The organism is Paenibacillus sp. J22P59 (assembly GCF_059383895.1).
In genome coordinates, this window is the sequence record NZ_JBXENX010000004.1 from 1 (window position 1) to 24,635 (window position 24,635).

Here is a 24,635-nt window from a genome sequence, read left to right on the forward strand (position 1 = left end):
GAAGCAAACGAATATTTGAGTTTGACGAGCAAACATACTTCGTAAGCTAATGCCTAATGTTTGTGAAGCAAACGAATAATTGAGTTTGTTGAGCAAACATACTTCGTAAGCTAATGCCTAATGTTTGTGAAGCAAACGAATAATTGAGTTTGTTGAGCAAACATACTTCGTAAGCCAATACCTAATGTTTGTGAAGCAAACGAATATTTGAGTTTGACGAGCAAACATACTTCGTAAGCTAATGCCTAATGTTTGTGAAGCAAACGAATAATTGAGTTTGTTGAGCAAACATACTTCGTAAGCCAATGCCTAATGTTTGTGAAGCAAACGAATATTTGAGTTTGTTGAGCAAACATACTTCGTAAGCTAATGCCTAATGTTTGTGAAGCAAGCTGCCTAGACACAGTTACAGCTTGCTTGTCCCATTGTAAGTTCGACACCAATAGACAAGCATCGTCCCTTTTTCCTATTTGCCAATTTACCAAATTGGGAATAGAGAATCATTCATGAAATGGATGAAGCAGGAAAAAGAGGCATACCCACTAGGGCATGCCTCTTTTTCCTGCTCGCGAAAAGCATTGCTGACACTGCATTATTTGCTGATTCCCTGTAAAAGCTCTTAGTCAAATTATCCTTTCATTCCATATAAGCCTTAGGAACTATTTGCCTTGTTTCAAAAATAATTGGCAACATTTACACTGTATAAGTATTACTTTTTTATAGTAAAATTGTCCACTTCATAAGGCTCAACATGAACATGTACACTCATAATATTATGCTTGCCCTCCATCCGACGCTCAATCTCATCGCTGATGCGATGGCTGTCAATTAGCGATAGCTTGGGATCGACCTGTACAATAACATCAATAAGTACATTGCTGCCATGTACACGAGCCTTGATATCCTTGATGGACTGTACGCCTTCCGTGCGTTCAATTGTTCCCCTTAGCGAAGTAAGCTCATTAGCATCAAAGCCGTCGGTTAATGCATGCGTCGAGCTATAAAAAATTTCCCAGGCTGTCTTGCAGATGATGCAGCCTACCGCTATAGCCGCAACCGGATCAAGCCAAGGCAGGCCGAACTGCGCTCCTATTATTCCAACTGCTGCCCCTATACTGACCAAAGCATCCGATAAATTGTCTTTGGCCGCTGCAAGAAGCGCTTGATTATTGATTCTCTTCGCCAGCTTACGATTATAGAAGTAGACGCCGCCCATGCATACTGCCGCGAACAATGCTACCCACGCAGACGTGAGATCAGGTACACTCCGCTCCCCCGAGAATAAGCTCCGGGTTGCACTGATTAGAACCTGAATCCCCACTGTCGCCATAATAAAAGAGGCAATCAAAGCCGCTATTGTCTCCGCGCGAAAATGTCCATACGGATGGTCCTTATCAGGCGGTTTTTGTGAAATTCGCAATCCTATCAGTACAGCAACCGATGCGACTATATCTGTCAGATTATTAAATCCATCGGCAACAAGTGCTCCAGATGTGAACCAATAACCGGCAATGAGCTTTAACGCTGACAGCGTTATGTAAGCGCCAATGCTAACCCAGGCTCCCTTCTCGCCTTGCCTGATCTCTTCATATTGATTCAGATCATTTCCCTCATTTCCTGTTTCATTCAATAAGATAGCATACCTGGGTAGCATTGAGATGGGTATAAAGAAACAGTGTTTACCTGATACGTACTTTTATGCAATGCCGCTGCCATTTTTGTTCAATTTTCTTAAATAAAAAACAAAAAAGCGGCAGAGGAAGGAGATGATCTCTCCTGCTCAACCGCTTATCACATACTATCGTCGTTATTGCCTATTGTACTGCGTACATACGCTCACGAATCGCTTTAATTTCATCACTCTCAAGGTATTCATCATAAGTCATCATCCGGTCGATGATACCGTTAGGCGTAATCTCCATAATCCGATTCGCAATCGTCTGAACGAACTGATGGTCATGAGAGGTGAATAGAACTGTACAATCGGTATCTGTAAGCCCATTATTCAATGCCGTAATCGATTCCAGATCCAAGTGATTCGTTGGTTCGTCCAGAATCAATACGTTAGAGCCGCTGAGCATGATCTTGGACAGCATGCAGCGTACCTTCTCGCCCCCGGACAATACGCTTGCTTTCTTAATTGCATCATCACCAGAGAACAGCATACGGCCCAAGAAGCCGCGGATGAACGTCTCATCCGGATCTTTGGAATATTGGCGCAGCCATTCCACCAGGTTAAGATCTATACCATCAAAGTAAGGTGTATTGTCTTTAGGGAAGTAGCCCTGCGTTGTCGTTACACCCCATTGATACGTACCGGCATCTGCCTCCAGCTCGCCTGTAAGCAGTTGGAACAATACCGTCTTAGGGAGACCGTTCGGGCCAACAAACGCAATTTTGTCGCCTTTATTAACCGTGATCGTCAGGTTGTCGATTACTTTCTCGCCATCAATCGTCTTCGTCAAGCCTTCTACCAGAAGCAAAGATTTGCCTGCTTCGCGCTCGCCTTTAAAGTTGATGAACGGATATTTACGGTTCGAAGGGCGAATATCATCGAGCGAGATTTTATCAAGCAGCTTCTTACGGGAAGTTGCCTGCTTGGATTTGGATTTGTTCGCGCTAAAGCGTTGAATAAACGCTTGAAGCTCTTTAATTTTGTCTTCTTTTTTCTTGTTCTCGCCGCGCATCAGGGACAATGCCAATTGGCTCGACTCGTACCAGAAGTCATAGTTGCCGACATACATTTGGATTTTACCGAAGTCAATATCCGCAATATGCGTACAAACCGTGTTCAAGAAGTGCCTGTCATGGCTGACTACGACAACAGTGCCTTCATATTTGGACAAGAAGTCTTCCAGCCAGCGAATCGACTCAATGTCCAAATGGTTGGTAGGCTCATCGAGGAGAAGAATGTTCGGCTCGCCAAACAATGCTTGCGCCAGCAATACGCGGACCTTCTCGTTGCCATCCAGCTCTTCCATCTTCTTGTCATGCATATCCGGCGTAATGCCGAGGCCATTAAGCATCTCCGCCGCTTCCGACTCTGCTTCCCAGCCGTTCATATCAGCGAATTCTGCTTCAAGCTCGCCTGCACGCATGCCGTCTTCGTCCGTGAACTCTGCTTTGGCATAGAGGGTGTCTTTCTCTTTCATAACTTCATACAGCTTCTTGTGACCCATAATAACAGTCTCAAGTACAGCAAACTGATCGTATTCGAAGTGATTCTGCTTCAATACCGCAAGACGTTCGCCCGGCGTAATGTGAACCTCACCGCTCGATTGCTCGACTTCGCCAGACAATATTTTAAGAAACGTCGATTTTCCTGCACCGTTCGCTCCAATTAATCCATAGCAGTTGCCAGGCGTAAACTTGATGCTTACATCTTCAAACAGCGCCCGCTTCCCGAAGCGGAGCGTAATGCCACTTGTACTAATCATAGTATTTAATCCCGTCCTTCTCTTTCAAACTCATTATCTCGAACCATTATAGCATAGTCTCCAAAGGAAACGAACGTTCAATTACCAATCCTGTCAAAAAGATCACACCTTATTTGCTCCAAGGCTCAGCTATTGGTGGTTTATGGCCTTCTAGAGCAGAGCAGCGAGCGACAAGCGGAAGTGCTCCACAATAGAAACCGCCTCCTCCATACAAAAAAAAAAAAAAAACCGTCCTGCCAAACAGCCTCGAAGGCTGTCAGATAGAACGGCTCCTATACGTTGCAAAGCTTAATGTATAATCAATCCCAATTCAGCTTCACTTCATTGCCCGTACGGGAAGATTCATAAATAGCATCGAGAATCAGACTGTTCGTATAACCGGAAATAGCTGAGCTTATCGGTTCCTTGCCCTCCATTATGCATGCAATAAAATGCTTGCTTAGCAGCATGCGGTCTTCTTCGCCTTCAAGCGGCTGAATCGCAGTCTCTACAACTTGATCGCCCTCATGCGTTACGAATGTTCCATTCGTTCCCACAAGCGCTGCACCGCCTTTTGTTCCCATGAGGTGGATAAATGGATCCTCCGGCATTCCTGCGGAATGAGCAGCCCAGCTCACATCAAGCGACAGAGTCGAGCCATTATCCAGCTTGATTAATGCTGTGGCAAGATCTTCTACGTCATAATAGCCGTCCCAATTCGGTGTTCCCCAGTTGCCAATGCCCTGGCGCTCTGGGCCAAACTCGGCATAGGTTGAACCATATACCGAGACCGGCTTCGGATCGCCCATCAAATACAGCGAGAGATCCAGCATATGAACACCGATATCAATCAGCGGGCCCCCGCCTGCTTGATCCTTGCGCGTAAACCAGGAACCCCAGCCCGGGATACCTTTCTTGCGGACCCAGCCTGTCTTCACATTGTAGATACGACCCAATTCAAAGCTTTCTATCCGTTGCTTAATCGCACGATTAATGCCGCTCCAGCGCATCTGCTGGGCCATCATCAATACCTTGCCTGATGCCTGCTTGGCCTCCACAATCAAACGTGCAGCTTGTGCATCAATCGCCATAGGCTTTTCCAATAGGACATGCTTGCCTTGCTTAAGCGCTTCTATTGCGAGCGGTGCATGGAATTGGTTAGGAACCGCTATCACGACAGCATCCACATCAGGATCCTGCAAAAGCTCCTGCGGCGTCGGATGTATGGTCTTGATCCCGTACTCCTGCGCACGCTGCTCCGCAAGCGGCATATATACATCAGTCACCGCAACAACCTCTACTTCATCCAGACGCTGAAAGGTCTGCATATGAACGCTGCCGATAGCTCCTGCTCCAACAATTCCTAGACGTACCGACTTGGACATCCCGTTGCCTCCTAGTGTTTAACTTATATACGCCTAGTATAGCTTCCTCCATTTTATACGTCATTGCTCGTATTTGGCACAGTCTTGTTCTCATTTGTTATTTTCCCGACAACCGCCACGTCTCGCCATGCGGAAGCACAACAATTCGTTCCTCTTCCACATTCTGCATCTGACGAGCCTGCTCCAGGCGATCGAGCGCCTCTCTTGGCGTATCATCTGCCAGCTTGAACGCTCCATAATGCATGGGCACGAACCAATCTGCTCCTGTATCCAAGAAGGCTTGAAGTGATTCTTCAGGCGTTACATGCTGAGGCCCCATGAACCACTCTGGCTCATAAGCACCGATTGGCATAAGCGCTACATCAATCCGGAAGCGCCTCCCGATATCCTTGAAGCCATTGAAATAGCCGCTGTCACCTGCAAAATAAACGGTAGGCGCATCCGAGACAATCGGTCGCGGTGTCACTGTCTGATCGTCCGCTGCAATCTCCTCTTCTGTATGCTTGCTTTCGGGTGTCGAATCGGACGCGTACGGCTCAATAATCCAACCGCCCCAATGGGAGCTGTTCGTATCCCAAGGCGTCCTTCGCGTCCAATGCTGAGAAGGAACAAACGTAAATTTCACGCCATGGATATGCACCGATTCCCACCAATGCAGCTCCTTCACATTCGTGAAGCCCTTCAGCTTGAGCTTGGCACTGAGCCCCGCGGGTACAAGCACCTGCTTGCGCCCTCCGAGCCTGCGCAGAGATTGAATGCTCAAATGATCATAATGAGAATGGGAGACAAGGACGACGTCGACAGGAGGCACATCCTCAATCTTGATCCCAGGCGGTGCCAGCCTTTTTTGGAAAGCCATCGAGCCTGACCATACGGGATCTGTTACTATATTAAGACCTGCCATCTGAATGAAAAAGGTGGAATGTCCAATCCATGTGACAGAGGGCTGCGTGCGATTATGAATCAAATACTTCAAATCCGGTTCTACATTAGGGACAGCATAGGAATAGTCCTTCACTTTCAGCTTGCGAATTCGTTCATGACGCCATCTCTTGAATTGCTTGAATGAATTATGCTGTTTAACGGCTTCTGTATTCACGAATTTTTTTGGGCTCATCCTTTCATCCCTCTTTCCGAACATTCTATACTTACATCTAGTATTTAAGATACCAACTGGAGGCTGTAGAAGCAACTTTAGGCAATTCTCTCGATTAGCAACACAGAAACATTTCATGTACACTAAAGCTATGGGAAGTCGTTAAACAAACGGGAGGTATATTTGACTATGAAACTAATTTCCATTGAACCAACGCCAAGCCCTAACTCTATGAAGCTCAATGTTGACGAACCGCTTCCACGCGGCTTGCAGCAATCCTATACGAAGAAAGAAGCCGATTCCGCTCCAGAGCCGCTGCGAAGCCTGCTCGCGATTGAAGGGGTGCGAAGCATATTCCGCACCGCAGACTTCATCGCACTGGACCGCATATCGAATGCGGACTGGGCACGCATTCTCGCCGAGGCGAGAGTGCTGCTGCAAGGAGATGCTGCTGGCAGCGCCGATCTCTCGGTCTCTCTCTCGGCCGAGAGCTACGGTGAGGCTCATGTGCTTGTCCAAATGTATCGGGGCATTCCGATGCAAGTCCGCGTTAAGACAGGCGAGCGCGAAGTAAGGTCGGCATTATCCCAGACCTTCACCGATGCCGTAACCGAAGCAGCAGGAGCCTCGATGATTCGCGAACGGAAGCTCGAAGAGTTCGGCATCCGTTACGGAGAACTGGAGGAGATTGCAGCCGATATCGTAAAAGAGCTTGAAGCGGCATACACGCCAGAGCGTCTGCAAGAGCTTATCCAAGCGGCGAAGGTTCTTGGACAGGGCGAGGAAGCCCCAGCGCCTACCAGACCAGCACCTTTAACCGCATCAGAGATTGAGACAGGCCTTGCCTCGCCAGATTGGCAGGTCCGTTACGCTGCACTTGAACGTATGTCGCCTGAGCCGGAGCTGCTCCCTCTAATCGCCCAAGCATTGGATGATGAGAAAGTAAATATACGCAGACTTGCCGTCGTCTATCTCGGCGACTTGAAGACGCCTGAGGCTATGCCTTATTTGTTCCAAGCCCTTCGTGACAAATCGGCCTCTGTCCGCCGCACCGCAGGCGATACCTTATCGGATTGGGGAGACCCTGCAGCTACAGGGCCTATGATCGAAGCGCTTAGCGATTCGAACAAGCTCGTACGCTGGCGGGCAGCACGCTTCCTGTATGAAGCAGGAGATGAGAGCGCCATTGAGGCACTTCGCATAGCAGCCCAAGACCCTGAGTTCGAGATTAAGCTGCAAGCCCAAATTGCGCTTGAGCGAATTGAACGCGGCGAGGAAGCAGCCGGTTCAATCTGGCAGCAAATGACTTCCGCCCGTAACCAGGAGTAGCCCTCTTACTAAAAAACAAAGACGTAAGAATAGTTACCCATTCTTACGTCTTTGTTATCTTTTCTAAATATATGTGAATGTAACGGATACCAGCATCGAGCCATCATTGGAATAAGGCTGATAGCTTGCAGAGTAGCCCGCTGGGAGATTAGCTGAATCAAACGCCTTCTCCAGATCGTTGGATAACTGCTCGCCAGCCAAATAGCGGAACTGCAGGTTTTTGACTCCCCGCTTCATCTCCATCTCTATTGCACTGGCTAACTGATCCGCATCTGTAATCGTATGGTCTGAGTCCAGCCAATGCAGCCCTAACTGCTGCTTCAGCTTGCTATAAGCTGCTGCATCCTCGTTATCCTTGCTTTCCAGCCTCCGCAATTCATCGACATACCTCGTATTTGCCACTGGATAAGTTTTCTCCCAACGATGATCACGACGCATTTCTTTATCTGTTTTCAAATAATAGGTATATTGAATCGGCTGATCCGCTGGTTTCATTGCTTGCTTCGATACAGGATCATCCCAGGTAAGATCAAGGTGATACCATCGGTCATCGAGCTTAACCATATTCCATGCATGATCGCCAGTATCGACACTGCCCTCAGCAATAAGAACATCCAGGCCGGAATCCTTAAGCAATCTATAGGCGAGCAGAGAATAGCCTTGGCATACCGCCTCATACGTCGTCAATGCCTCATAAGCGGTATACTTGCGCAGAGACTGATCATATTCCAGCTTGCTCACAATCCAGTCATGGATTTGCTTGACCTTCTCATGATCATTCATTCCCGGTGTTATGATCTCGCTGAGCGTTTGTGCGACTATTCTCTCGACCTCCGCGGTCTGTTCTGGCGTTTCCCGGTATCTGGCTTCGAGCTTAATCGTCGAACGAGTGCCCCAACTGCGGATCGTGTACACATAGGAATCAAGAATATAAGCCGTATAATCATCCTCCGATAGCGCCAGCTTAATCGTATTCTGCAGTTGATCGGACAGCTCCTGCTTGTCTCCCTTGTATTGCATCGTAAAATGCTCGGAACGATTAAGGAATTGCTGCGCCAGCTCCTCCTTGAGCAGAGATAGCGATGAGTCCTGCTGAGCAACTGCACTCACAGGGAACAAGTCCAGCTTCAGGTCTAGGCTGAACGCTGCCGTGATAAGAACGGCAAGCAGTAAGAACTTCCATGCTCTTTTTCGCATTTGGCCCTCCTATTATGTAAACGGTTAACGGTTTGTAACCCAACTGTAATATATGATTCAGCTTGCTTTCATCTTATGCTTCTATAATAAATTCATGACCCCCTTTATTATATATTTCTCTCTTGCAGCCTGCGGATGATTGCCGCAGGCCTCTTTGTTTGTATTACCCAAATAAGACGAGAATAACCACCTGCAGCTGCAGGTGGTTATTCTCGTCTTATTTGTTAGACATGCTTATGTAAGAAAGGCAATACGCGCTGCCAGAAGGGCTCGGCCTGCTCCGAAGCGCTATGCCCTGCCGTATCCACGTATAACGTATCTATTATCTGACGGGGAAGCCCCTGCTCCAGTTCTCGCAAATCTTCAACCGGAATAAAGTCATCTCCATTCGAATGAATCATGAGCACGGGCGTTCTTCCAGTCTGACCTTCTCCAGCATAGGTCTTCAAGACATCTGGAATACTCGCTTCACGAAACTCCGAGCGGCTAATTCCTGAACGAATCAGCCATATGCTAGGGATGAAGTAACCGAGTGGGAAGAAAGGAACTTTTTTGCGCTTCAGCTCTGACTTCATCATCGTCTCGAAACGAACCGGCGTTGAATCCGTTATTATCGCTTTGACCCGAAGCCCTTTGGCAAGCGCTAATACAGCTCCGAAGCCTCCCATAGAGTGACCCAGCACTGCAATACGATTTGCATCTACTTGGGGCATCTGGCTAGCTTGCTTAACCGCAGCAAGAACATCATCTCGGAACATTAGTCCAGATGGCGCTTTAATACAATCACTGTCGCCATGACTTCTCGCATCATACATGAACACCGCATACCCCGCTTCATAGAGGGGCTGCACATAACGCAGCACTCTGGAGCGGTTCGAGCTCCAGCCGTGGGCGACTACAATGGTTGGCAGAGGCCCTGCATTCCTATCCTGCTCCCGTCTGAGCAGCCATCCCGAAATGCTCGAGCCGCTGCTGGAATAGGTTATTGCCTCGCAATGCACATCTCCGCCGGGAGGCTCGGTGTTCGGCCGCAATCGTGGACGCTGACTCATTGCACCTATACGCCATATCCCCGCCGCTGCAGCAAGCAGCACAGCCAATATTCCAATTATCCATCCCATTGCCGTCATGGCACCTCCCTATAAGGAGCGTACAGCTTCTACAAACTGCCGCGCCCGGTCTGTAACAAGATCAAATTTCTGCTCTCTCACCCAGTCCAGATTAACGAGCTTGCCGCCCATTCCAACCGCATTGGCACCTGCTGCGAAATACTCCGCGATATTATGCAGATCTACACCGCCAGTCGCCATCATTGGAATTTGATCAAGCGGCCCTCTAATCTCCGCCAAGTATTTGGTTCCCAGCGTACCCATTGGAAAAATTTTGACTGCATCCGCCCCTGCTTTCCATGCACGGACAATTTCTGTAGGCGTCATTACTCCTGGCCATACCGATATTCCTCGCTCACGGCCATAGGCGATAACCGCCTCATCCAGATTGGGCGAAATAAGGAACTGGGCACCTGCATCAGCTGCCGTCTTCGCCATCTCTACATCAAGAACTGTACCTGCCCCTACTGCCGCCTGCCCTTCGAATCGGCTGCGCCATCTATCGATCATAATCGCAGCTCCCGGCGTATTCATCGTAATCTCCATCATGCGAATCCCGCCGTCAATCAAGGCTTGCCCCGCGGCATCCGCATGGCGATCCTCGATTCCCCGCAATATTGCAACGATCTTATGCTCAAGCAGCATATCCAGCATCGTACTCATATTCGTTCTCCCCCATTATTCGTCTACTTACTCCCAATAATGACGCAATATACGTATAAATAAATTCGGAAAAGCAAGGGTCTCCATATCCTCCGGCCCGATAAAACGATAATGCTCGCCGCCAGATGCAACCGCCTCAGCGAGATCCTCCCCTAATTCATAAGCAGCAGCCGATTCAGCAGCAAGCTCCGAGTGAAGGTAAGCCTGCCCAAGGTCTGCTTCATAGATCCTCATCTTCCAATGAATATGGCTGAAAATATGATCTGCATCCATGAACCAACGATAAGGCCTAATAAGCAAGCCGGTATCCTCTTCGACGGCTCGCGTCAGCAGCTCGCCCGCTTCTTCCTGATCCTCCAGCTTGCTGCCATCCGTGCTAAGCAGCGACTCCTGCTCTTTAGGCAGCAGAATATGAGGAAGCTCCCACATCTGGGCGAGCAGCCCTGTAGAAGGACGCTGTCTCACTAGAATCTTCCCGGCATTCTCTCCGCTACCTCTTACGATAGCAGCAATCCGCAGCTCATTACGCGGCTTCTTGGCCTTGGTCTTAATCGGAAGCTCTGTCTCCTTGCCCGCGAGCCTCGCACCGCAATGCTCCATGACGGGACATGGCAGGCAGCTTGGTGATTTTGGTGAACATACGAGTGCCCCAAGCTCCATCAAGGCCTGATTGAAATCGCCAGCAGCGCCTTCAGGAATTAGGGAAGCAGCCAGCTTCTCAATGCCAACGCGTGTGGATGGCTTCGCAATATCCTCCTCCAAGCAGAAGAAGCGCGACAACACCCGCATCACATTGCCGTCCACTGCTGGCTCAGGACGATTAAAGGCTATACTCATGATGGCACCGCTTGTATATGGGCCAACGCCCCTCAGAGCTGCTACCGCTGTCTTATCGTCAGGTACCTCGCCGCCATAAAGAGCCGCAACTTCCCTCGCTCCTGCTTGCAGATTTCTCGCACGAGAATAGTAACCGAGCCCCTCCCAGCATTTGAGCACCTCCGCTTCAGGCGCTTCTGCCAGCGCCTGCACCGTAGGAAATTTGTCCATAAATCTCTCGTAATACGGGATAACCGTGTCTACCCGAGTCTGTTGAAGCATAATTTCCGATACCCAGATTCGGTAAGCATTACGATTCATGCGCCAAGGCAGCTCTCGTCTATTCGCTCGATACCAGCTGAGCAATTCTCTGCTAAAGTAAGCGGCTGCCTCACTATTTGCTGCTGTCATTGCTGTACACTCCTTCTTTACAGACGGCTTCGACTCCTTGCTGCTCTCCGTCTCTAAGCCTATTTTGCATGATTCTTCGGTATTGCTTCGGTGTTATTCCTGTCTCTCGCTTGAACATGCGGGATAAATAATGGTTAAGCATTCCTACTTTGCTGGCAATATCAACGATAGGCAGACTCGTTTCTTCAAGCAGTCGCTTGGCTGCCTCTATTCTTTGTATAGTGACATATTGGATAGGCGCGCAGCCCATGATATTTTTGAATGAGGTTATAAAATAATTGGGGTGAAGGAAGGTTATCCTCGCCAAATCATCCACATGAATGATACGATGCAGATGCTGGTCGATATAGGTAAGCACTTCATTCCACTTCTTCCCGTCGGCAGTCAGCTGCAGCCAATCGGTATTAGAGGGACTTTTGTCCAAAAAAAAAGCGATCAACTCATAGAGAACAGACTTCATTCTTAGCTCGCGTGTAACGGTCCTCGCGCTCTGCGCTTCGATCATTTTTGTGAACAGGCATCGGATATACGGCTCATCTGCTAATTCAATATACAGCGGCGTACTTTTCGGCTCCATCACACGCTTCTCTAACGAAGAGGTAACACGGAAGTGGCACCAATAAAAGGCGAAAGCCCCATCTCCATTCGGCTGGTAGAATTGTTCTTCCCCAGGATAGAGCAGATACAGCCTTCCATGCTTAATTTCATGATCGCTTCCATCGTGATGAAGCAGAGCCTGTCCCTGAACCACATAGCAAAAACGAAATAACTCCGGCTCCATACGAATACTAGATACATCTGGATTCAATTCCGAATAAGCCGTCATTACGACTTCGGCTTGTAGCTGATTAAGCTGATGCTGTAAAATACGATTATTTGTCATTTCCATATGCTGCACCTGTATTCCTTATCCATGTTGGATCTGCTATTATCTTATCTATTATAACGATAATACCGCCAAAATCATATGGCAGGTAAATGTTCTCATGCACACATGCGAATACAAGCTGCTTGTGCAGCAGGAGATAGAGAGGGGTTTTTAAGATGCAAAACAACCGCTATTCCGAAATAATCAAAGGTATGCTAATAACGATGATCGCAATCATTCTACTGACCGCCTGCGGCAATGCAGGTGGGACGACTGCTCAAGGCGGGAAAAAATCCGAGCATATGGACGCTTCAGGCAAAACGGCAACTGTCTACAAAGCGAATTGCGTCAGCTGCCACGGCTCTGATCTACAAGGTCGTGTCGGCCCAAATACAAATTTGCAGAAGGTCGGGGCCCGGATGTCAGAGGAGGAAATTGTTCAGCAGCTCGAGCAAGGGGAAGGGTCGATGCCACCCTTTAAGGACAAGCTGACGAATGAGGAAATTGCCGGCTTGGCGGCTTGGCTGGCAGGGAAACAGTAGGCTGATTTTCAGGCTCTGAATGCCGATCGTGACGATTCAATTCCCGCAATCTCTGCTGTGCAGAATAGATCTCAAGCTGAGAGAGAAAGAAGATGCTTTCGACATATCCTGAATAAGCAAGCCCCTCTCGATCATTTCGAGAGGGGCAAAATCAAAAAGCACCTGATTGGGTACCTATTCTATATGAAATAATAATGTTATTCTCCTTAACCGGTCGCTCCATCCTCCACACTCTTCTGGAGCTTCTTCGGGTTAGGCGGCAGAAATCGCGTTTTTAGAACCATAGTAGCCAGCAATATCACAATACAGATGATGCTCACAAAGATGTCTGTGCTGCTCTCGTATGTGATCATTTTGCGGGCGATGGCGAGAATCAAAATATCAATAACATAATAAATATCTCTCTTAATGATTAAGATAGCCAGCTCGACTCCAACAGCCAGCAGTAAAATTTCGGACAGGATGATCTTGTAATTTTCAACTAGCGTCTCTTGACTCAGTTCTTTAATAATAATGACCACGATTTCTTTGGCGGTTGCCAGGATCGTTAGCAATAACAGCCCCACAATTAAAAACTCAAATGCTCTAAAAATTTTGTGCTTATACCTGGTGTTTTTCATGATGAACCCCTCTTTATTTCAATAAATGTTGAAAACCAACATACTATAATTATCTGAATATTGCAACTTATTTATTGTACTAATCGTGTTGCAGACAACAAAATCTGACACGCGTTCCATGAAGATATTAATAATTGCTATCTAGCATCTTTTTCCTGATGATACACAAATACGTTGTTCTTTCCTGCGTTTTTAGCTTTGAATAATTCTTTATCCGCATAATTAATTATTTGCTCTAAAGTATAATTCCGTGTTTTAAGATTGGCTCCCCCGATACTTACGGTAATAAGTATATGTATTCCTAAATCTGATGTTATAATGGCCTTCACAATATTTTGTCGGATAATCTCTGCTTTATGAATACATTGCTTCAACGATTCATTGGGGATTCCTACCATAAACTCTTCTCCGCCATATCTGCCTACCCTATCCTGCTCTCCTATACTAGCCTGAATCAGACCTGCCACACGCTCTAATACCCTATCTCCTTCTTGATGACCGTAGACATCATTTATTTGCTTGAAATTATCTACATCAATCATCAGGATACATAGTGTTCTATTTTCTTTGCTTTCTTTAAGCTGCTCGTACATTTGGGTTGTTTCTTCAAATAACTCTTTTCGATTATAGACTTTCGTTAATACATCGTATTTGGATGCATATTCAACTTCCCTATATAGCCTAGCATTCTCTAGCCCAATTCCCAGATAATTAGATAGGGTCTTAACTGTGCTCAAATCTTTTAAATTAAAAAAGTTTTTCTTATAAGCTTGAGCACTTATCACTCCTATCACTTTTTCTTTCAGAATAATGGGCACAAAAATTAGCGAATAAGGTATGGTCTCTATGACATACTCCTTTTTCTTCCTTACCTTCTCTAAGTACTCCTTGAAATCCTCAAAATAACGGCTATATTCTTTTTCCGTATCCTTAATAAAGATATCCTGCTTGTGCTTGACACTATATGCCCAGAAGCTATCTTCTAATATAGACATAGGCCCGATGACCAAGCGCTGTCCCTTTTCAATAGACAGCTCATTGTAAAGGATCCCTTCCTCTTCGTTATAAATGCCAATTTGAATAATATCCGCTTGGATTAAATCCTGTATTTCCTTAGCAACAATATTAAAGATGCTTTTCTTATCCAAGTAAGACAGGATGTTCTGACCTACGCCATTCAAAGCTTCCGTTTGATTATAGAGAAACTTATAGATTTTCCCCTCTTCCTCTTCTCTTTTTCGATTCAGCATTTCCATACTCTCGGCACTGCGAATAGCCTGCATTTGTTTTTCTAATGCCATATGCTTTTCTAAATACGCATAGGCTTGTTCATAATCTCCCAGTCCTTTAAAGCCTTTGCTCATATTCAAATACACTTTATTTAAATTTCTTATAGATTTGGACTTTTCTATCTCTTCTTCTACTTGCTGCAGCTTATCAACAGTCTGCTGATATCGCCCTTGTACCAAATCCAGCTCTGCCCAGTACAATAGTGCATCTTGAAGATACAGCTGCGCTCCAGCCGCTTTCGCCATTTCTACACTCTTCACGAAATATTGTTCTGCTGTACCGTAGCACCCTTTAGTTGCATATATATGAGCCATTTCTTTTAAGACATTGGGCACCATTTTGGGAGTGTATTCTTCTGCTAACTCAAGCGCCTTCGTAATATACACGATTGCCTGATCCAGCTCGCCCAATTTGTTGCAGCATTCCGCTTGATTAATGTAACAGGCCACTTTAAAAGCATTACTATATACACGAGGTGTATTTACAATCTGATCTAATAGCTCTTTTGCCTTTTCATACTCATCAATTTCCATATACAGCGCTGCAAGGTTCCCTTTGATTTGAGTTAGCCGCTCATAGTTACCCACTTTTCCTGCTAATTCTATACCCTCCATACCATGCTCAATAGCTTTGGAAAGCTTTTGCTGCACCGAATAACCGCTTACGAAAGCGCTGCTAGTCGCCAATTGGCCATCTATATTGTTATTCTCTTTGAAAATATGATAAGCCTCTTCATAAAGAGTAGTCGCAGCTTTAAAGTCTGTGGAATCAAAATATAACCAACCTTTATTATAAAGAATCCACGGGTAGGCACAGGTTAACATATTATGTTCCCTTACAAATTTAATAGCTGCTTCATAGGCTTTTATTGCAATTTTAGACTCAATTCCTCTTATTTTTTCGCATATTTTGATAATATAATTTTCATCATCCTTCAGCTTGCCCAGCTCTTTGTTTAATTCCTCCAGCCACATTTCATCTTCACCTAGTTTCTCAGTTGTATTCATCTTGACTTTTAATAAGGAATTTTACCCACTGGGAGCAGCGAGGATGTACAAATAAAAAGATGGCTTTATTTATAATAACCATCCTGCCTTTGTATAAATTATAAATGCGCAACCCACTTTATGAGTAAAAAATAAACTTAATTCACTCTATTATAATGAATATTTAGGAAGTGTTATAGTGTTCTGAGATTGCACTCCAAGCAAAAAAGGATCTGAAAGCTTACTTTCAGATCCTTTTTCCATATTAAAGCTTTGAATTCCTTTTTATATCAACCTCTATGGGTCACTAAATATTATTTCGTTTGTTAACTTCAATCGCAATGAACTTCGGCAAATAATTGGGCGTACAGCCCTTTGATACCATTTCGTCTTTGTATAGACCCGTTTTCTCACCAAGTTGAATACAACGCGCGCGATTCTTTTCATCATAAATGCCTATCCAGCCTGCCGTGAAATTCATAGCCCATTGAACTTCAGGTTCTTCCTGCGTAATATTAGCTTCTATTGAAGATAGTAAATCTGCGGTGTTATCGGGCGGTGTTTGTCCAGTCCATCTCAGTCGCGCTTGATAATACCAAAAAACTCGCCTTTGAAGAGCAGAAGGGCTGCTTTCCCATGACTCCATCCATGCAATTGTCTTCTTGTCTTTGGTGAGCTGATTAGCCATTAACCAATCCATTAAGTTATTTCGCTCATCAAAAGTGTGAGTCTGCATATCCTTATCAAGCTTACTTAGCACTTCTTGTGCAAGAAGTTTTTTATCCATAATTAAAATTGCTAATAGTCTGGGCAAAAACTCCTCGGTTGACCAAAGTTCCATAGCTAGCTCGTGATCTTTTTTAATTTCCTTTGCGATTTTCCGTAAGTCGCCTAGCTTAGTTTCACTATTAATCTGTGATAGAATGTATTCTGCTTTTGAAGAGCGTTTCATTTCTACACTTTTATTCTTATTCATTTGACACAACTCCCCTATTAAGCTGCGTTCACCGTAAACATCTACAATGAGATTTTCTAGCTTATAGTTGTCCCATCTATTTAAATGTTATTTTCACAGTATAACCAAGGTTGCTAAAAAAACCTGTAAGGACTTTCTCCGCATTCTGTTCCGCTGATTCTAATAAGCCCATTTCAGTCGCATCATCTTTGATCTCCCCCTGCGCTAGTGTTGCCAGATCAAAGCCTTCTTTCCATTTCACTTCTCCTCGGAACAGCCCTTTTTCTGAGAAGGTTTTGACACTATCCATGTGAATGGCAGGCTCCTGTATAAACGTTGCTCGCGGCAGGACGATTTCTAGCTGCTTTTCTTTATCGTTAACTCTTATATCGTTTGATGTTATCCCTTTAAGATCAACTCCCGCAATCACTGTAGCAGGAACAATTAATAATACCTTTCTCTTTGTGCCTGGAAAATTAACCGGAATATCCTTTCCGAATAACTTGTTATCCTCTTCCTCAACGACTACTTTTATATGGGCTTCGGCTGTTGCAAGCGTTGCTAATTCTTGGACCTGCTCTACAAATGTTGTACTTTCCCTTTTAAGTGAACTTCCGGGGAGTAACCAAGCAACTACGGATATGATGGCTATGAGAAACAATATAAATAAAAAAAACTTTTTTCCCAATAATTTAAAAACAGGCTTAAATAATGCTCCTGAGAAATTGGCTTTTCCTCTACTCCGTCCTACTACAGCAGTAGCAGCACTTTCTTCTGCACCCTTCTTTATTTCTCTCAATGCTCTCTCAAATTGTGTCAATCCTTCATCTTTTTTACTCATAGTATCCCTCCTTGCATTTTGCCTTCTTACAATACCTTGTGTAAGAACTTAATTCTGTTTACTTGCCTTTACGATTAGTATAACTATACGGATATTCCCTTGTCTAAGTTCTTAATATTTTAATATTGTCTGTATAATTAAGAGCATATGAATCTTTATACTGTATTGTACTTTAGATATAAACACAACATCCACCTAAAATGATATAAATGAAAATTAAAAGAGAGTATCCCCTGTCATTTTATGACTTTTGGAATACCCTCTATCGTACTATCATCTTACTATTGAAATTGAATTCTATTATGGCGTTTTATTCTTGAATAAAATGACCATTTTTTTGCTGCCTAAATATTCAACAGATGTATTAAGCTGCTCCGACACAAAGCGTACAGGAACGAATGCGCTGTTATTTTTCTGCAATAAAGGAGCATCGAACATTATGGTTTGTTGATTCACCTTAACTTGCTTATTCCCTACACGCCAACGAATCGTTTTACCGTCTTTTTGAATCGTTACCTCTTTCAAGCTCTCGTTCCAATTTACTTTTGCCCCAAGTTTCTCAGATATGAAACGAACCGGCACATAGGTACGGCCTGTCTGAATGAATGGCGCTTCTGTCATACTGTAGATGCTGTCTCCCAAAAAGGCATTCTTGCTGCCAATAATGAAGCGTTGCGATTTAATCTGAGACTTAATGCCAGAACGATCTGCATTCAGCTTTTTAAATAGTTTATAAGTTTGAGTTCCCTCGCTTAAGTCCAAGTAGTTATCGTTCAACTGCAGTCCGTAACGTTCCGCTCCCGTATCCCAATGAAAATCATAGCTGTTATTTTGGATCGGCTCCAAATCCCAGACCCGGTTGTTGTTCAAGTGTAGGATCTTTAAGGCTTTCAAATTTCTTAACGGTTCCAAATTCCATACTTGGTTGTTATCCAAGTAGAGGGTTTCCAGCTTGTTCAATTGTTTTAAGGGCCCTAGATCTTTAATCTTATTGGAGGATAAGTCCAAAGAAGACAAGTTAGCTAATTTCTCTAAAGGGGTAAGATCCTCGATGTTATTACTGTTAGCAGAGAGACCTCCGAGGTTGTTAAATCCCTCTAGCATCTTAAGATTAGTAATATGGTTACCATCAATCCCTAGATACGTAAGGCTTTTGGAGAGCGTCCTCAGCTGCGAAAAATCTTTGATTTTATTGTTAGACACATCAAGATAGGTCAGACTTTTTATGGTGCCTAGTGAGGCTATGTTTGCTATGGCATTGTCGCTCATTTTCAAAAACTGTAATTCCGAGGCATTAGAAAGAGCTTGAACATCCGAAATTTGATTGTGGTCAGCGCCCAGCTCGACTAGACGCGGCAATTGTTTCACCACATTCAAAGATGAAATCTGATTCCAGCTTACCTCTAAATATTTCATCTCTTTCAAGGCTGACAAGTCCTCAATTGATGTAATTTGATTTGCTTTGAGGCTGAGATCATGGAGCTTTGAAAGTTTATTTAGCGGTGTTAGGTCAGTAATTTCATTATTGTCTAAATTGAGTTCCGTGACATTAACCGCATGCTCTAATCCCTGCAAATCTTTAATTCCTTTACCTGCTAGAGATACAACGGTGAGAGATTCTAAATCCGCTTTGGTAAGTGGTGCATCGTCTGTTTTAGCTAACCATGATTTAATCGCTTGTTCGAGTTTTGCATCTTTAATGATCGGTTCTTGGCTAGACGCTTCCATTGAAGCTTGTCCTGGAAGGACCAAACCTAGGACAAATACAAAAAAAAGAAAGCCTACAGTAATACGTTTGTTCATAATGACTGTTCCTCCATTGACTGTATTATATTTATATTACCCCCAGGTTTTTAATATAAACAGAACATATGGATATCTGGGTGCCTCTTATCCCCAAAAATTACATATCACTTGTAGTATAGTTCACCGCATCATAATAAGTAGGGAGAATTTAAATCAGCACCTAATCAGTCATTGTGTTATTTCCGCAGCAGCTCATCCCTTACTTCAGTCAGCACGAATCCGAGTAGGTTCTTGCCCTGCCATTTCACGGGATTCTCCGCGTCCGGATTGGACTGATCCATGCCGATCCCCCAAATGCGATCTTGCGGGCTGGCTTCTACGAGAATACGATTTTTCGTTAACTTGAGATATTCGCCAAGCTTCGTATTTTGCGAGAATTTTGCCAAGTTGCCTCTTTTTACAATGCTATAGCATTCGTTGTCCCAAATATCCTTCTCGAAATTTCTGACTGCACGCCCATAGGCTTTCATCTCTTTGGGATGCTTAGATTCAAGAATCGCACCTAACGCCTCATCATCTCCAAACAGCCTTGCTTTCTCTGCCATCATAAACTGCTCGCCACAGGAATACTCGATCCCCTCTATCACGAAAGGGCTCATCCACCATTGGCTGAAGCAGCTTTTGTCGACAACGTCATCCTTTGGCGGTGTATGTCCCCAGAAGAACACAAACTTGAACTTTTCGCCTTTCATATATGCTTTTTTTAACTGCTCAATATTATATATCATTAATATTCCTCCATATTTCTCCGGTACAAACGGGAAGGACGATGTCCCGCATTTTCCGTATAAAGATCGGTCTCTGCCACGAGATCTGCCACTTTACGCCTGAAGGCGGCTTTCAGCAGCTCTTTGTCCAAGATTACCTCGTACACCTGCTGGAGTTCCGTCAGAGTAAAAAGCTGCGGCATCAAGTGCAGCGCAATAGCGGAATAATTTACTTTTCCCCGCATCCGCTCAATCGCGTAAGCAATAATCTTCGCATGATCGAAAGCCAGTCCTTCATTTGATACGATCGAGTATGCGGTAGACGTAGAGGCTGGCTTTGATGTTATCGTCCGCTCTACAATTGCTGTAAGCTCTGCCTCTTCGCTGCTTAGCTTGAGCTCGTATTCCAACGTTTTTACATACCCATCATCAATAAGCTCTTTGCGCTCTCGCAGAAGCCGATAGGTTACCTTAAACCAGGCAGCACCCGCAGCGTCAGCGCCTGCCTTGAGCTGTACCTGATCACTGTTAATTAAGGCCATGTAGCTGCAGCTCATCACCCAAGTACGAGGGTCCCTTCCAACATCACTGAAGGTGTACAGCTGTTCCAAATATTCGTCTTCCACGCCGGTTTCCTCTCGCAGCTCCCTCACTGCCGCCTGCTCCGTCGTCTCGCTGGGCCGAACGAAGCCGCCCGGAAGCGCCCACTTCCCTATAAACGGGTGGCCTCCCCGGCGAATGAGCAAAATTCGCAGCTCTTTTTCTGGAAGCTTGCGGTAGCTGTCCGCCTCCGTGTTCGTGACGGTGAAGATAACCATATCCGCCGCCACCGAAGGCCGCTCGTAATCCTCAGCACGATATTGCTCAAAAAATTCACGTTCCGTAAGTCCATCGCCATCCAACAGATTCAAGTGTCCTGCCTCCTGTGTTCTATATTCTATCCGTACAGCTCTCCGAAGTAGTTCCGATATGGCTCAAATTTCCCCAAGACCTCGTCTACTGTGTGCATTCGTTCCTCTACATTCCCACGCAGCGTGATAAAAGGAATCCGCCGCTCTTTCAAATCCGCAATGATCTGCTTATGAAAAACATGCCGCTTCTGATCCCCGCTGCGGTCCCATGTATCGTCGTAAGGAATATCATCGTCGCATAGGAAAAATAGATCGTAGCGCTGCGCGTTTTCTAAAGCAAGTCGAGTTAAGAGCTCAGGGGCCCGGCCATGGTAATCCAAAGCAAACATATAGGTGGTAATGGCATTGGTATCGACAAAGAGGTACCGATTAGCTTCCAGCAGAGCCTGTTCTTCCCGTTCGATATGGCCCACAGCGATCTCATCGAAGGCTTCTAGGCCGATCCTCCGATCTATTTGATTCTCGGTCCAATAATCACGACCATATTCGCTCGCAAAGGTAGTGTGATACCGCCGCGCCAGCGCTTCGGTAATGGTTGATTTGCCAGTCGACATCGCTCCCACGAATACCACTTTGGCAATTAAATCTTTATACACAACATTACTTACAAATTCGCGGTATTTATAAGGGTCGGAACGGACCATCGTAGCAGAAATCGGTACTTGCTCACGGGCTTCATCCACCCGTCGGTCTTCCGCACCTAAAGCCACACTCATATGTTTACCATAAAACTCGCTGGAGTAAAAATGCGTCACTTGTTCGCCCTTAAGCAGCCCCAAAATATACTGCTCCTCCCGGATTTCATATTCCCGGTCGTTCGAATACCCAACTGGACCATCCCAAGCTTCAATCACCCGGACCGTTGGGTAGAGCTTACGGATCCAGTTCGCTCGGATAGGAAGCGGAATCGGGGTCACCGTCGTCTCGTAAATGACGACAATCAACTCGTCGACCTCTTCTAACGCTGTCTCGATCATGAATTGATGTCCTTTATGCAACGGCGCGAATTTCCCCAGTGTTAACCCCAGCGTCTTCATGCCATCCTCTCCCTTGCCCCTTTGTTCCAATTGTAGTAACCGTATACCGCGTTAACTAGATATGCACTCCACATGACGATCATCAGCAATCCATCGCCACTGCCTTCCAGCATCCGAATCACCCACAAAAGCACCGTGAACATATTCAAAACAATATAGACCAGCCATTGCTCCTTGAATCTTCGAACCATTAAAAGGGTCGCCACAATAGATAGTACCGTCGTAACAGCATCGATATAAGGCGAGTTCTGTCCCGCGATAAACGATAGCCCGCTTCCCAGAAGCAGACTGCCTGCCACGCAGACCGCTCCTACGAGGAACAGCCACTTTAGATCCATTTGACGCATGGTTAGTTTGCCGTCTTGCCGGTTATTTCTCCACATATAGAAGCCCACGATATTCATAGGAACAAAAAATATCAGATTCAGCATGACCTCTCCAAATAAACCATTAATGTAAGCCAAATACGCATAACCGACCGTATTGAACATTCCGAAAGCATAACTCATCAGGTTTCCTTTCGCTGCTAGCACTACACACAGCACACCGGTAATAAAGACTATAAAACCGAATAAGGAATCTTTAGAAATAATCGTAAACCCGATAGCAATCGAGGTAAACAAAATTAACCAAACAATTTCAAACAGACTCCAGCCGCCCCATGTTTTATTCACTTTCATCCTCTCACTTTCCTTCCAATTCTGAATCTTAACCACATGATGTTTGTTAGTAATTATTTGATAATAACAATTTGTTACTAACAAATATAGCTTATAAGACACCTGAGTTGCAAGTAAAATATGTTCTCTCTGTTAAGCTGGCTGATAGAGGTCAAGGATATAGGTGGATCGTAACAAGGACCGTAATAGAAACTTGACAATGTAATCCAAATATTTTGTTGACAAAACTTATAGGAATAGTATAAATTAAAGCAAGGAAATCTGTTATAATTATGTAAAATTAATACATCCGACTGGTTAACCAGAGGCATGCTGATGAAAACCCATTACGTGGGTTAACAAAGTATGCCTCTTTTAACTTTGTAAAAATTTATTTGGAGGGAGCATGTTAACGACTATGAAAATGCAACTACAAAGGAACTTTTATCAAAAGCTTCATCAACGTTTACTCAAACTGGGGGTATGCGCGCTGATTTTGACTTCCTTCAGCTCCGTAACGGCGCTGGACGCTCAAGCGCCTACGTCGGTGCTGGCGACCACGGATCAACAGGTGTTGGATGCATTGAGCATTCAGATCAATCAGACCAACAATTACCCTGTGCTGAAGGCCCAAGCAAAGGCTGCGTACAAGCTCGCGTACGGCGGCCCATTAAGCACAGAGGCGGAGAGCCGTCTCGATAACGCAATCAACGAGCTCGCGTTCAGCGCAATTCAGAAAGCAGTCAACAATGATCCGTATTTCCCCAAGGTATATTGGTTAAACACCCCGCCGCGCAGTTGGGTTGGTCTGAACGTGCCGGGAGGACGATATTCTTATGATAACCCGGACAATATTTACCGTACCATCCCGATTGACGGCTCGTCTCAATACATCATACGTGGCAAACGAACGTTTCCGGGACCGACCGATGTAACGTTCTCGCTGATCAGCAACCCTAATTCACAGCAGACCATCACCTATTTATCCGGTAAAGATCTAGTAGTGAATGCGGATGGCAGCTATATCATATCCGTAGACAGCAATCCAGCCAATGGACGTGCCAACCATATCCAGTCCACGAGCGCGGCTGTACAGTTGTTCGTCCGCAATAACCTTGGCAATTGGAATACTGAAACGCCTGATGCACTGACGGTAGAGCGGCTGCCCGACGGCATCCAGCGTACGCCTAAGAATCGGTTTACCATTGCTGCCGAAGCCTGGGCGAATCTGCAGGAATCGATTATCGATTATGGTTATGGAGCTTTAGGCATAAAAACTCATACCAATCCAGTGAACACACTGTCAAATCCGACCTCTTCATCCACACTAGGCACGCTGGTCACGCAGGCCAGTTCGTTCGGCCACTTCAAACTGGCGGATGACGAAGCGTTAGTCGCAAGGGTAGTAACCGGAGGAGCAGGCTATGTCGTGTTCCCAGTTACAGACCCGTGGATGGTCAGCGTAGATCCTATCAACCATCAATCAAGCCTTAACAACGTTCAAGCAGCGTCGAATGCCGACGGCAGCTATACGTTTGTAGTATCGGTTACAGACCCGGGCGTAGCCAACTGGGTTGACCCTGCAGGCCTGCATGAGGGAACAATCATGGTTCGCTGGCAGAACCTGCCGGATACAACGCCTGCAACAGGTGGACCATCCGTACAGACACAGGTCGTGAAGCTCGCTAACCTCAGCAGTGTCCTGCCGTCCGATACAAGCTACGTGACTCCAGCGCAGCGCAGCCAGCAACTAGCCGATCGGGCAGCCGGTTACGCACGCCGCTGACAGAAGGCCTCAGGGCCTCTCACTCCACTGGAGAACTTATCAACATATCATTGCAAACGTTGCTACGAATAAAATGTACAGAGGTTGTCCCAAAAGGCGGGCTACCAAGCTAGAGAAGGAATGTCATGTACAATTTAATGAATACATTTGCTCTATCTCATTGCTCAGACAGGTAAAAAGGAGCAACAGTGAAGATATGTTCATT

At 45.5% G+C, this 24,635-nt stretch carries 21 protein-coding genes; 3 read left to right on the forward strand and 18 right to left on the reverse strand.

The window, feature by feature from the left end:
• Positions 1-709: 709 nt before the first annotated feature.
• From AC50YO_RS07510 to AC50YO_RS07525, 4 genes are all read right to left on the reverse strand, one after another.
• Positions 710-1,600 carry a cation diffusion facilitator family transporter gene (locus tag AC50YO_RS07510; protein ID WP_494846409.1) on the reverse strand — a complete coding sequence of 297 codons (891 nt, stop codon included), beginning with the start codon at positions 1,598-1,600 and terminating at the stop codon, positions 710-712.
• Between the two features lie 214 nt (positions 1,601-1,814).
• Positions 1,815-3,437: an ABC-F family ATP-binding cassette domain-containing protein gene (locus AC50YO_RS07515; RefSeq protein WP_494845344.1), complete on the reverse strand. Its 1,623-nt coding sequence runs from the start codon at positions 3,435-3,437 to the stop codon at positions 1,815-1,817.
• Positions 3,438-3,736: 299 nt separating this feature from the next.
• Positions 3,737-4,801: a Gfo/Idh/MocA family protein gene (locus AC50YO_RS07520; RefSeq protein ID WP_494845350.1), complete on the reverse strand. Its 1,065-nt coding sequence runs from the start codon at positions 4,799-4,801 to the stop codon at positions 3,737-3,739.
• A gap of 97 nt (positions 4,802-4,898) precedes the next feature.
• Positions 4,899-5,918 (reverse strand): MBL fold metallo-hydrolase, encoded by a 1,020-nt coding sequence (locus AC50YO_RS07525; protein ID WP_494845355.1) that lies wholly within the window; start codon positions 5,916-5,918, stop codon positions 4,899-4,901.
• Positions 5,919-6,086: 168 nt separating this feature from the next.
• On the opposite strand from AC50YO_RS07525, the gene AC50YO_RS07530 reads away from it, so the two are divergent.
• The gene (locus AC50YO_RS07530) at positions 6,087-7,226 is read left to right on the forward strand and encodes a virulence factor (protein WP_494845357.1); all 1,140 of its coding nucleotides are present in this window, start codon (positions 6,087-6,089) and stop codon (positions 7,224-7,226) included.
• Between the two features lie 63 nt (positions 7,227-7,289).
• Here AC50YO_RS07530 and AC50YO_RS07535 read toward each other — a convergent pair whose 3' ends face one another.
• The 5 genes from AC50YO_RS07535 to AC50YO_RS07555 all read right to left on the reverse strand — a co-directional run bounded on the left by AC50YO_RS07535 (position 7,290) and on the right by AC50YO_RS07555 (position 12,305).
• Entirely contained in the window at positions 7,290-8,423 is a 1,134-nt protein-coding gene (locus AC50YO_RS07535) for a transglutaminase domain-containing protein (RefSeq protein ID WP_494845360.1), read from the reverse strand.
• A 224-nt stretch (positions 8,424-8,647) separates the two neighbouring features.
• On the reverse strand, positions 8,648-9,544 hold the full coding sequence (locus AC50YO_RS07540; RefSeq protein ID WP_494845364.1) for an alpha/beta hydrolase: 897 nt from the start codon (positions 9,542-9,544) through the stop codon (positions 8,648-8,650).
• Positions 9,545-9,562: 18 nt separating this feature from the next.
• Positions 9,563-10,195 (reverse strand): bifunctional 4-hydroxy-2-oxoglutarate aldolase/2-dehydro-3-deoxy-phosphogluconate aldolase, encoded by a 633-nt coding sequence (locus tag AC50YO_RS07545; RefSeq protein ID WP_494845366.1) that lies wholly within the window; start codon positions 10,193-10,195, stop codon positions 9,563-9,565.
• A gap of 27 nt (positions 10,196-10,222) precedes the next feature.
• A complete protein-coding gene (mutY, locus tag AC50YO_RS07550; RefSeq protein WP_494845371.1) occupies positions 10,223-11,422 on the reverse strand; it encodes an A/G-specific adenine glycosylase in 1,200 nt (399 codons plus the stop codon).
• Positions 11,406-12,305: a helix-turn-helix domain-containing protein gene (locus AC50YO_RS07555; RefSeq protein ID WP_494845377.1), complete on the reverse strand. Its 900-nt coding sequence runs from the start codon at positions 12,303-12,305 to the stop codon at positions 11,406-11,408. Before AC50YO_RS07555 ends, mutY begins: the two co-directional genes overlap by 17 nt.
• Positions 12,306-12,466: 161 nt before the next feature.
• On the opposite strand from AC50YO_RS07555, the gene AC50YO_RS07560 reads away from it, so the two are divergent.
• A complete protein-coding gene (locus tag AC50YO_RS07560) occupies positions 12,467-12,832 on the forward strand; it encodes a c-type cytochrome (protein WP_494845380.1) in 366 nt (121 codons plus the stop codon).
• A gap of 206 nt (positions 12,833-13,038) precedes the next feature.
• On the opposite strand, the gene AC50YO_RS07565 is transcribed toward AC50YO_RS07560, so the two are convergent.
• From AC50YO_RS07565 to pnuC, 9 genes are all read right to left on the reverse strand, one after another.
• The gene (locus AC50YO_RS07565; RefSeq protein ID WP_494845383.1) at positions 13,039-13,452 is read right to left on the reverse strand and encodes a hypothetical protein; all 414 of its coding nucleotides are present in this window, start codon (positions 13,450-13,452) and stop codon (positions 13,039-13,041) included.
• Between the two features lie 137 nt (positions 13,453-13,589).
• Positions 13,590-15,749 carry a sensor domain-containing diguanylate cyclase gene (locus AC50YO_RS07570; RefSeq protein ID WP_494845388.1) on the reverse strand — a complete coding sequence of 720 codons (2,160 nt, stop codon included), beginning with the start codon at positions 15,747-15,749 and terminating at the stop codon, positions 13,590-13,592.
• Between the two features lie 286 nt (positions 15,750-16,035).
• On the reverse strand, positions 16,036-16,704 hold the full coding sequence (locus AC50YO_RS07575) for a DNA alkylation repair protein (protein WP_494845390.1): 669 nt from the start codon (positions 16,702-16,704) through the stop codon (positions 16,036-16,038).
• 76 nt (positions 16,705-16,780) lie between these two features.
• Positions 16,781-17,524, reverse strand: coding sequence for a DUF4230 domain-containing protein (locus AC50YO_RS07580; protein ID WP_494845392.1), 744 nt, complete (start codon positions 17,522-17,524; stop codon positions 16,781-16,783).
• 300 nt (positions 17,525-17,824) lie between these two features.
• Entirely contained in the window at positions 17,825-19,327 is a 1,503-nt protein-coding gene (locus tag AC50YO_RS07585; RefSeq protein ID WP_494845394.1) for a leucine-rich repeat domain-containing protein, read from the reverse strand.
• Positions 19,328-19,506: 179 nt separating this feature from the next.
• On the reverse strand, positions 19,507-20,058 hold the full coding sequence (ybiA, locus tag AC50YO_RS07590; RefSeq protein WP_494845398.1) for a riboflavin biosynthesis intermediates N-glycosidase: 552 nt from the start codon (positions 20,056-20,058) through the stop codon (positions 19,507-19,509).
• The gene (locus AC50YO_RS07595; RefSeq protein ID WP_494845402.1) at positions 20,058-20,948 is read right to left on the reverse strand and encodes an NUDIX hydrolase; all 891 of its coding nucleotides are present in this window, start codon (positions 20,946-20,948) and stop codon (positions 20,058-20,060) included. The genes ybiA and AC50YO_RS07595 overlap by 1 nt, the downstream gene beginning before the upstream one ends.
• Positions 20,949-20,974: 26 nt before the next feature.
• A complete protein-coding gene (locus AC50YO_RS07600) occupies positions 20,975-21,985 on the reverse strand; it encodes an AAA family ATPase (RefSeq protein WP_494846412.1) in 1,011 nt (336 codons plus the stop codon).
• On the reverse strand, positions 21,982-22,659 hold the full coding sequence (gene pnuC / locus AC50YO_RS07605; protein WP_494845404.1) for a nicotinamide riboside transporter PnuC: 678 nt from the start codon (positions 22,657-22,659) through the stop codon (positions 21,982-21,984). The genes AC50YO_RS07600 and pnuC overlap by 4 nt, the downstream gene beginning before the upstream one ends.
• Positions 22,660-23,068: 409 nt before the next feature.
• On the opposite strand from pnuC, the gene AC50YO_RS07610 reads away from it, so the two are divergent.
• Positions 23,069-24,430 (forward strand): hypothetical protein, encoded by a 1,362-nt coding sequence (locus AC50YO_RS07610; protein WP_494845407.1) that lies wholly within the window; start codon positions 23,069-23,071, stop codon positions 24,428-24,430.
• Positions 24,431-24,635 lie beyond the last annotated feature (205 nt).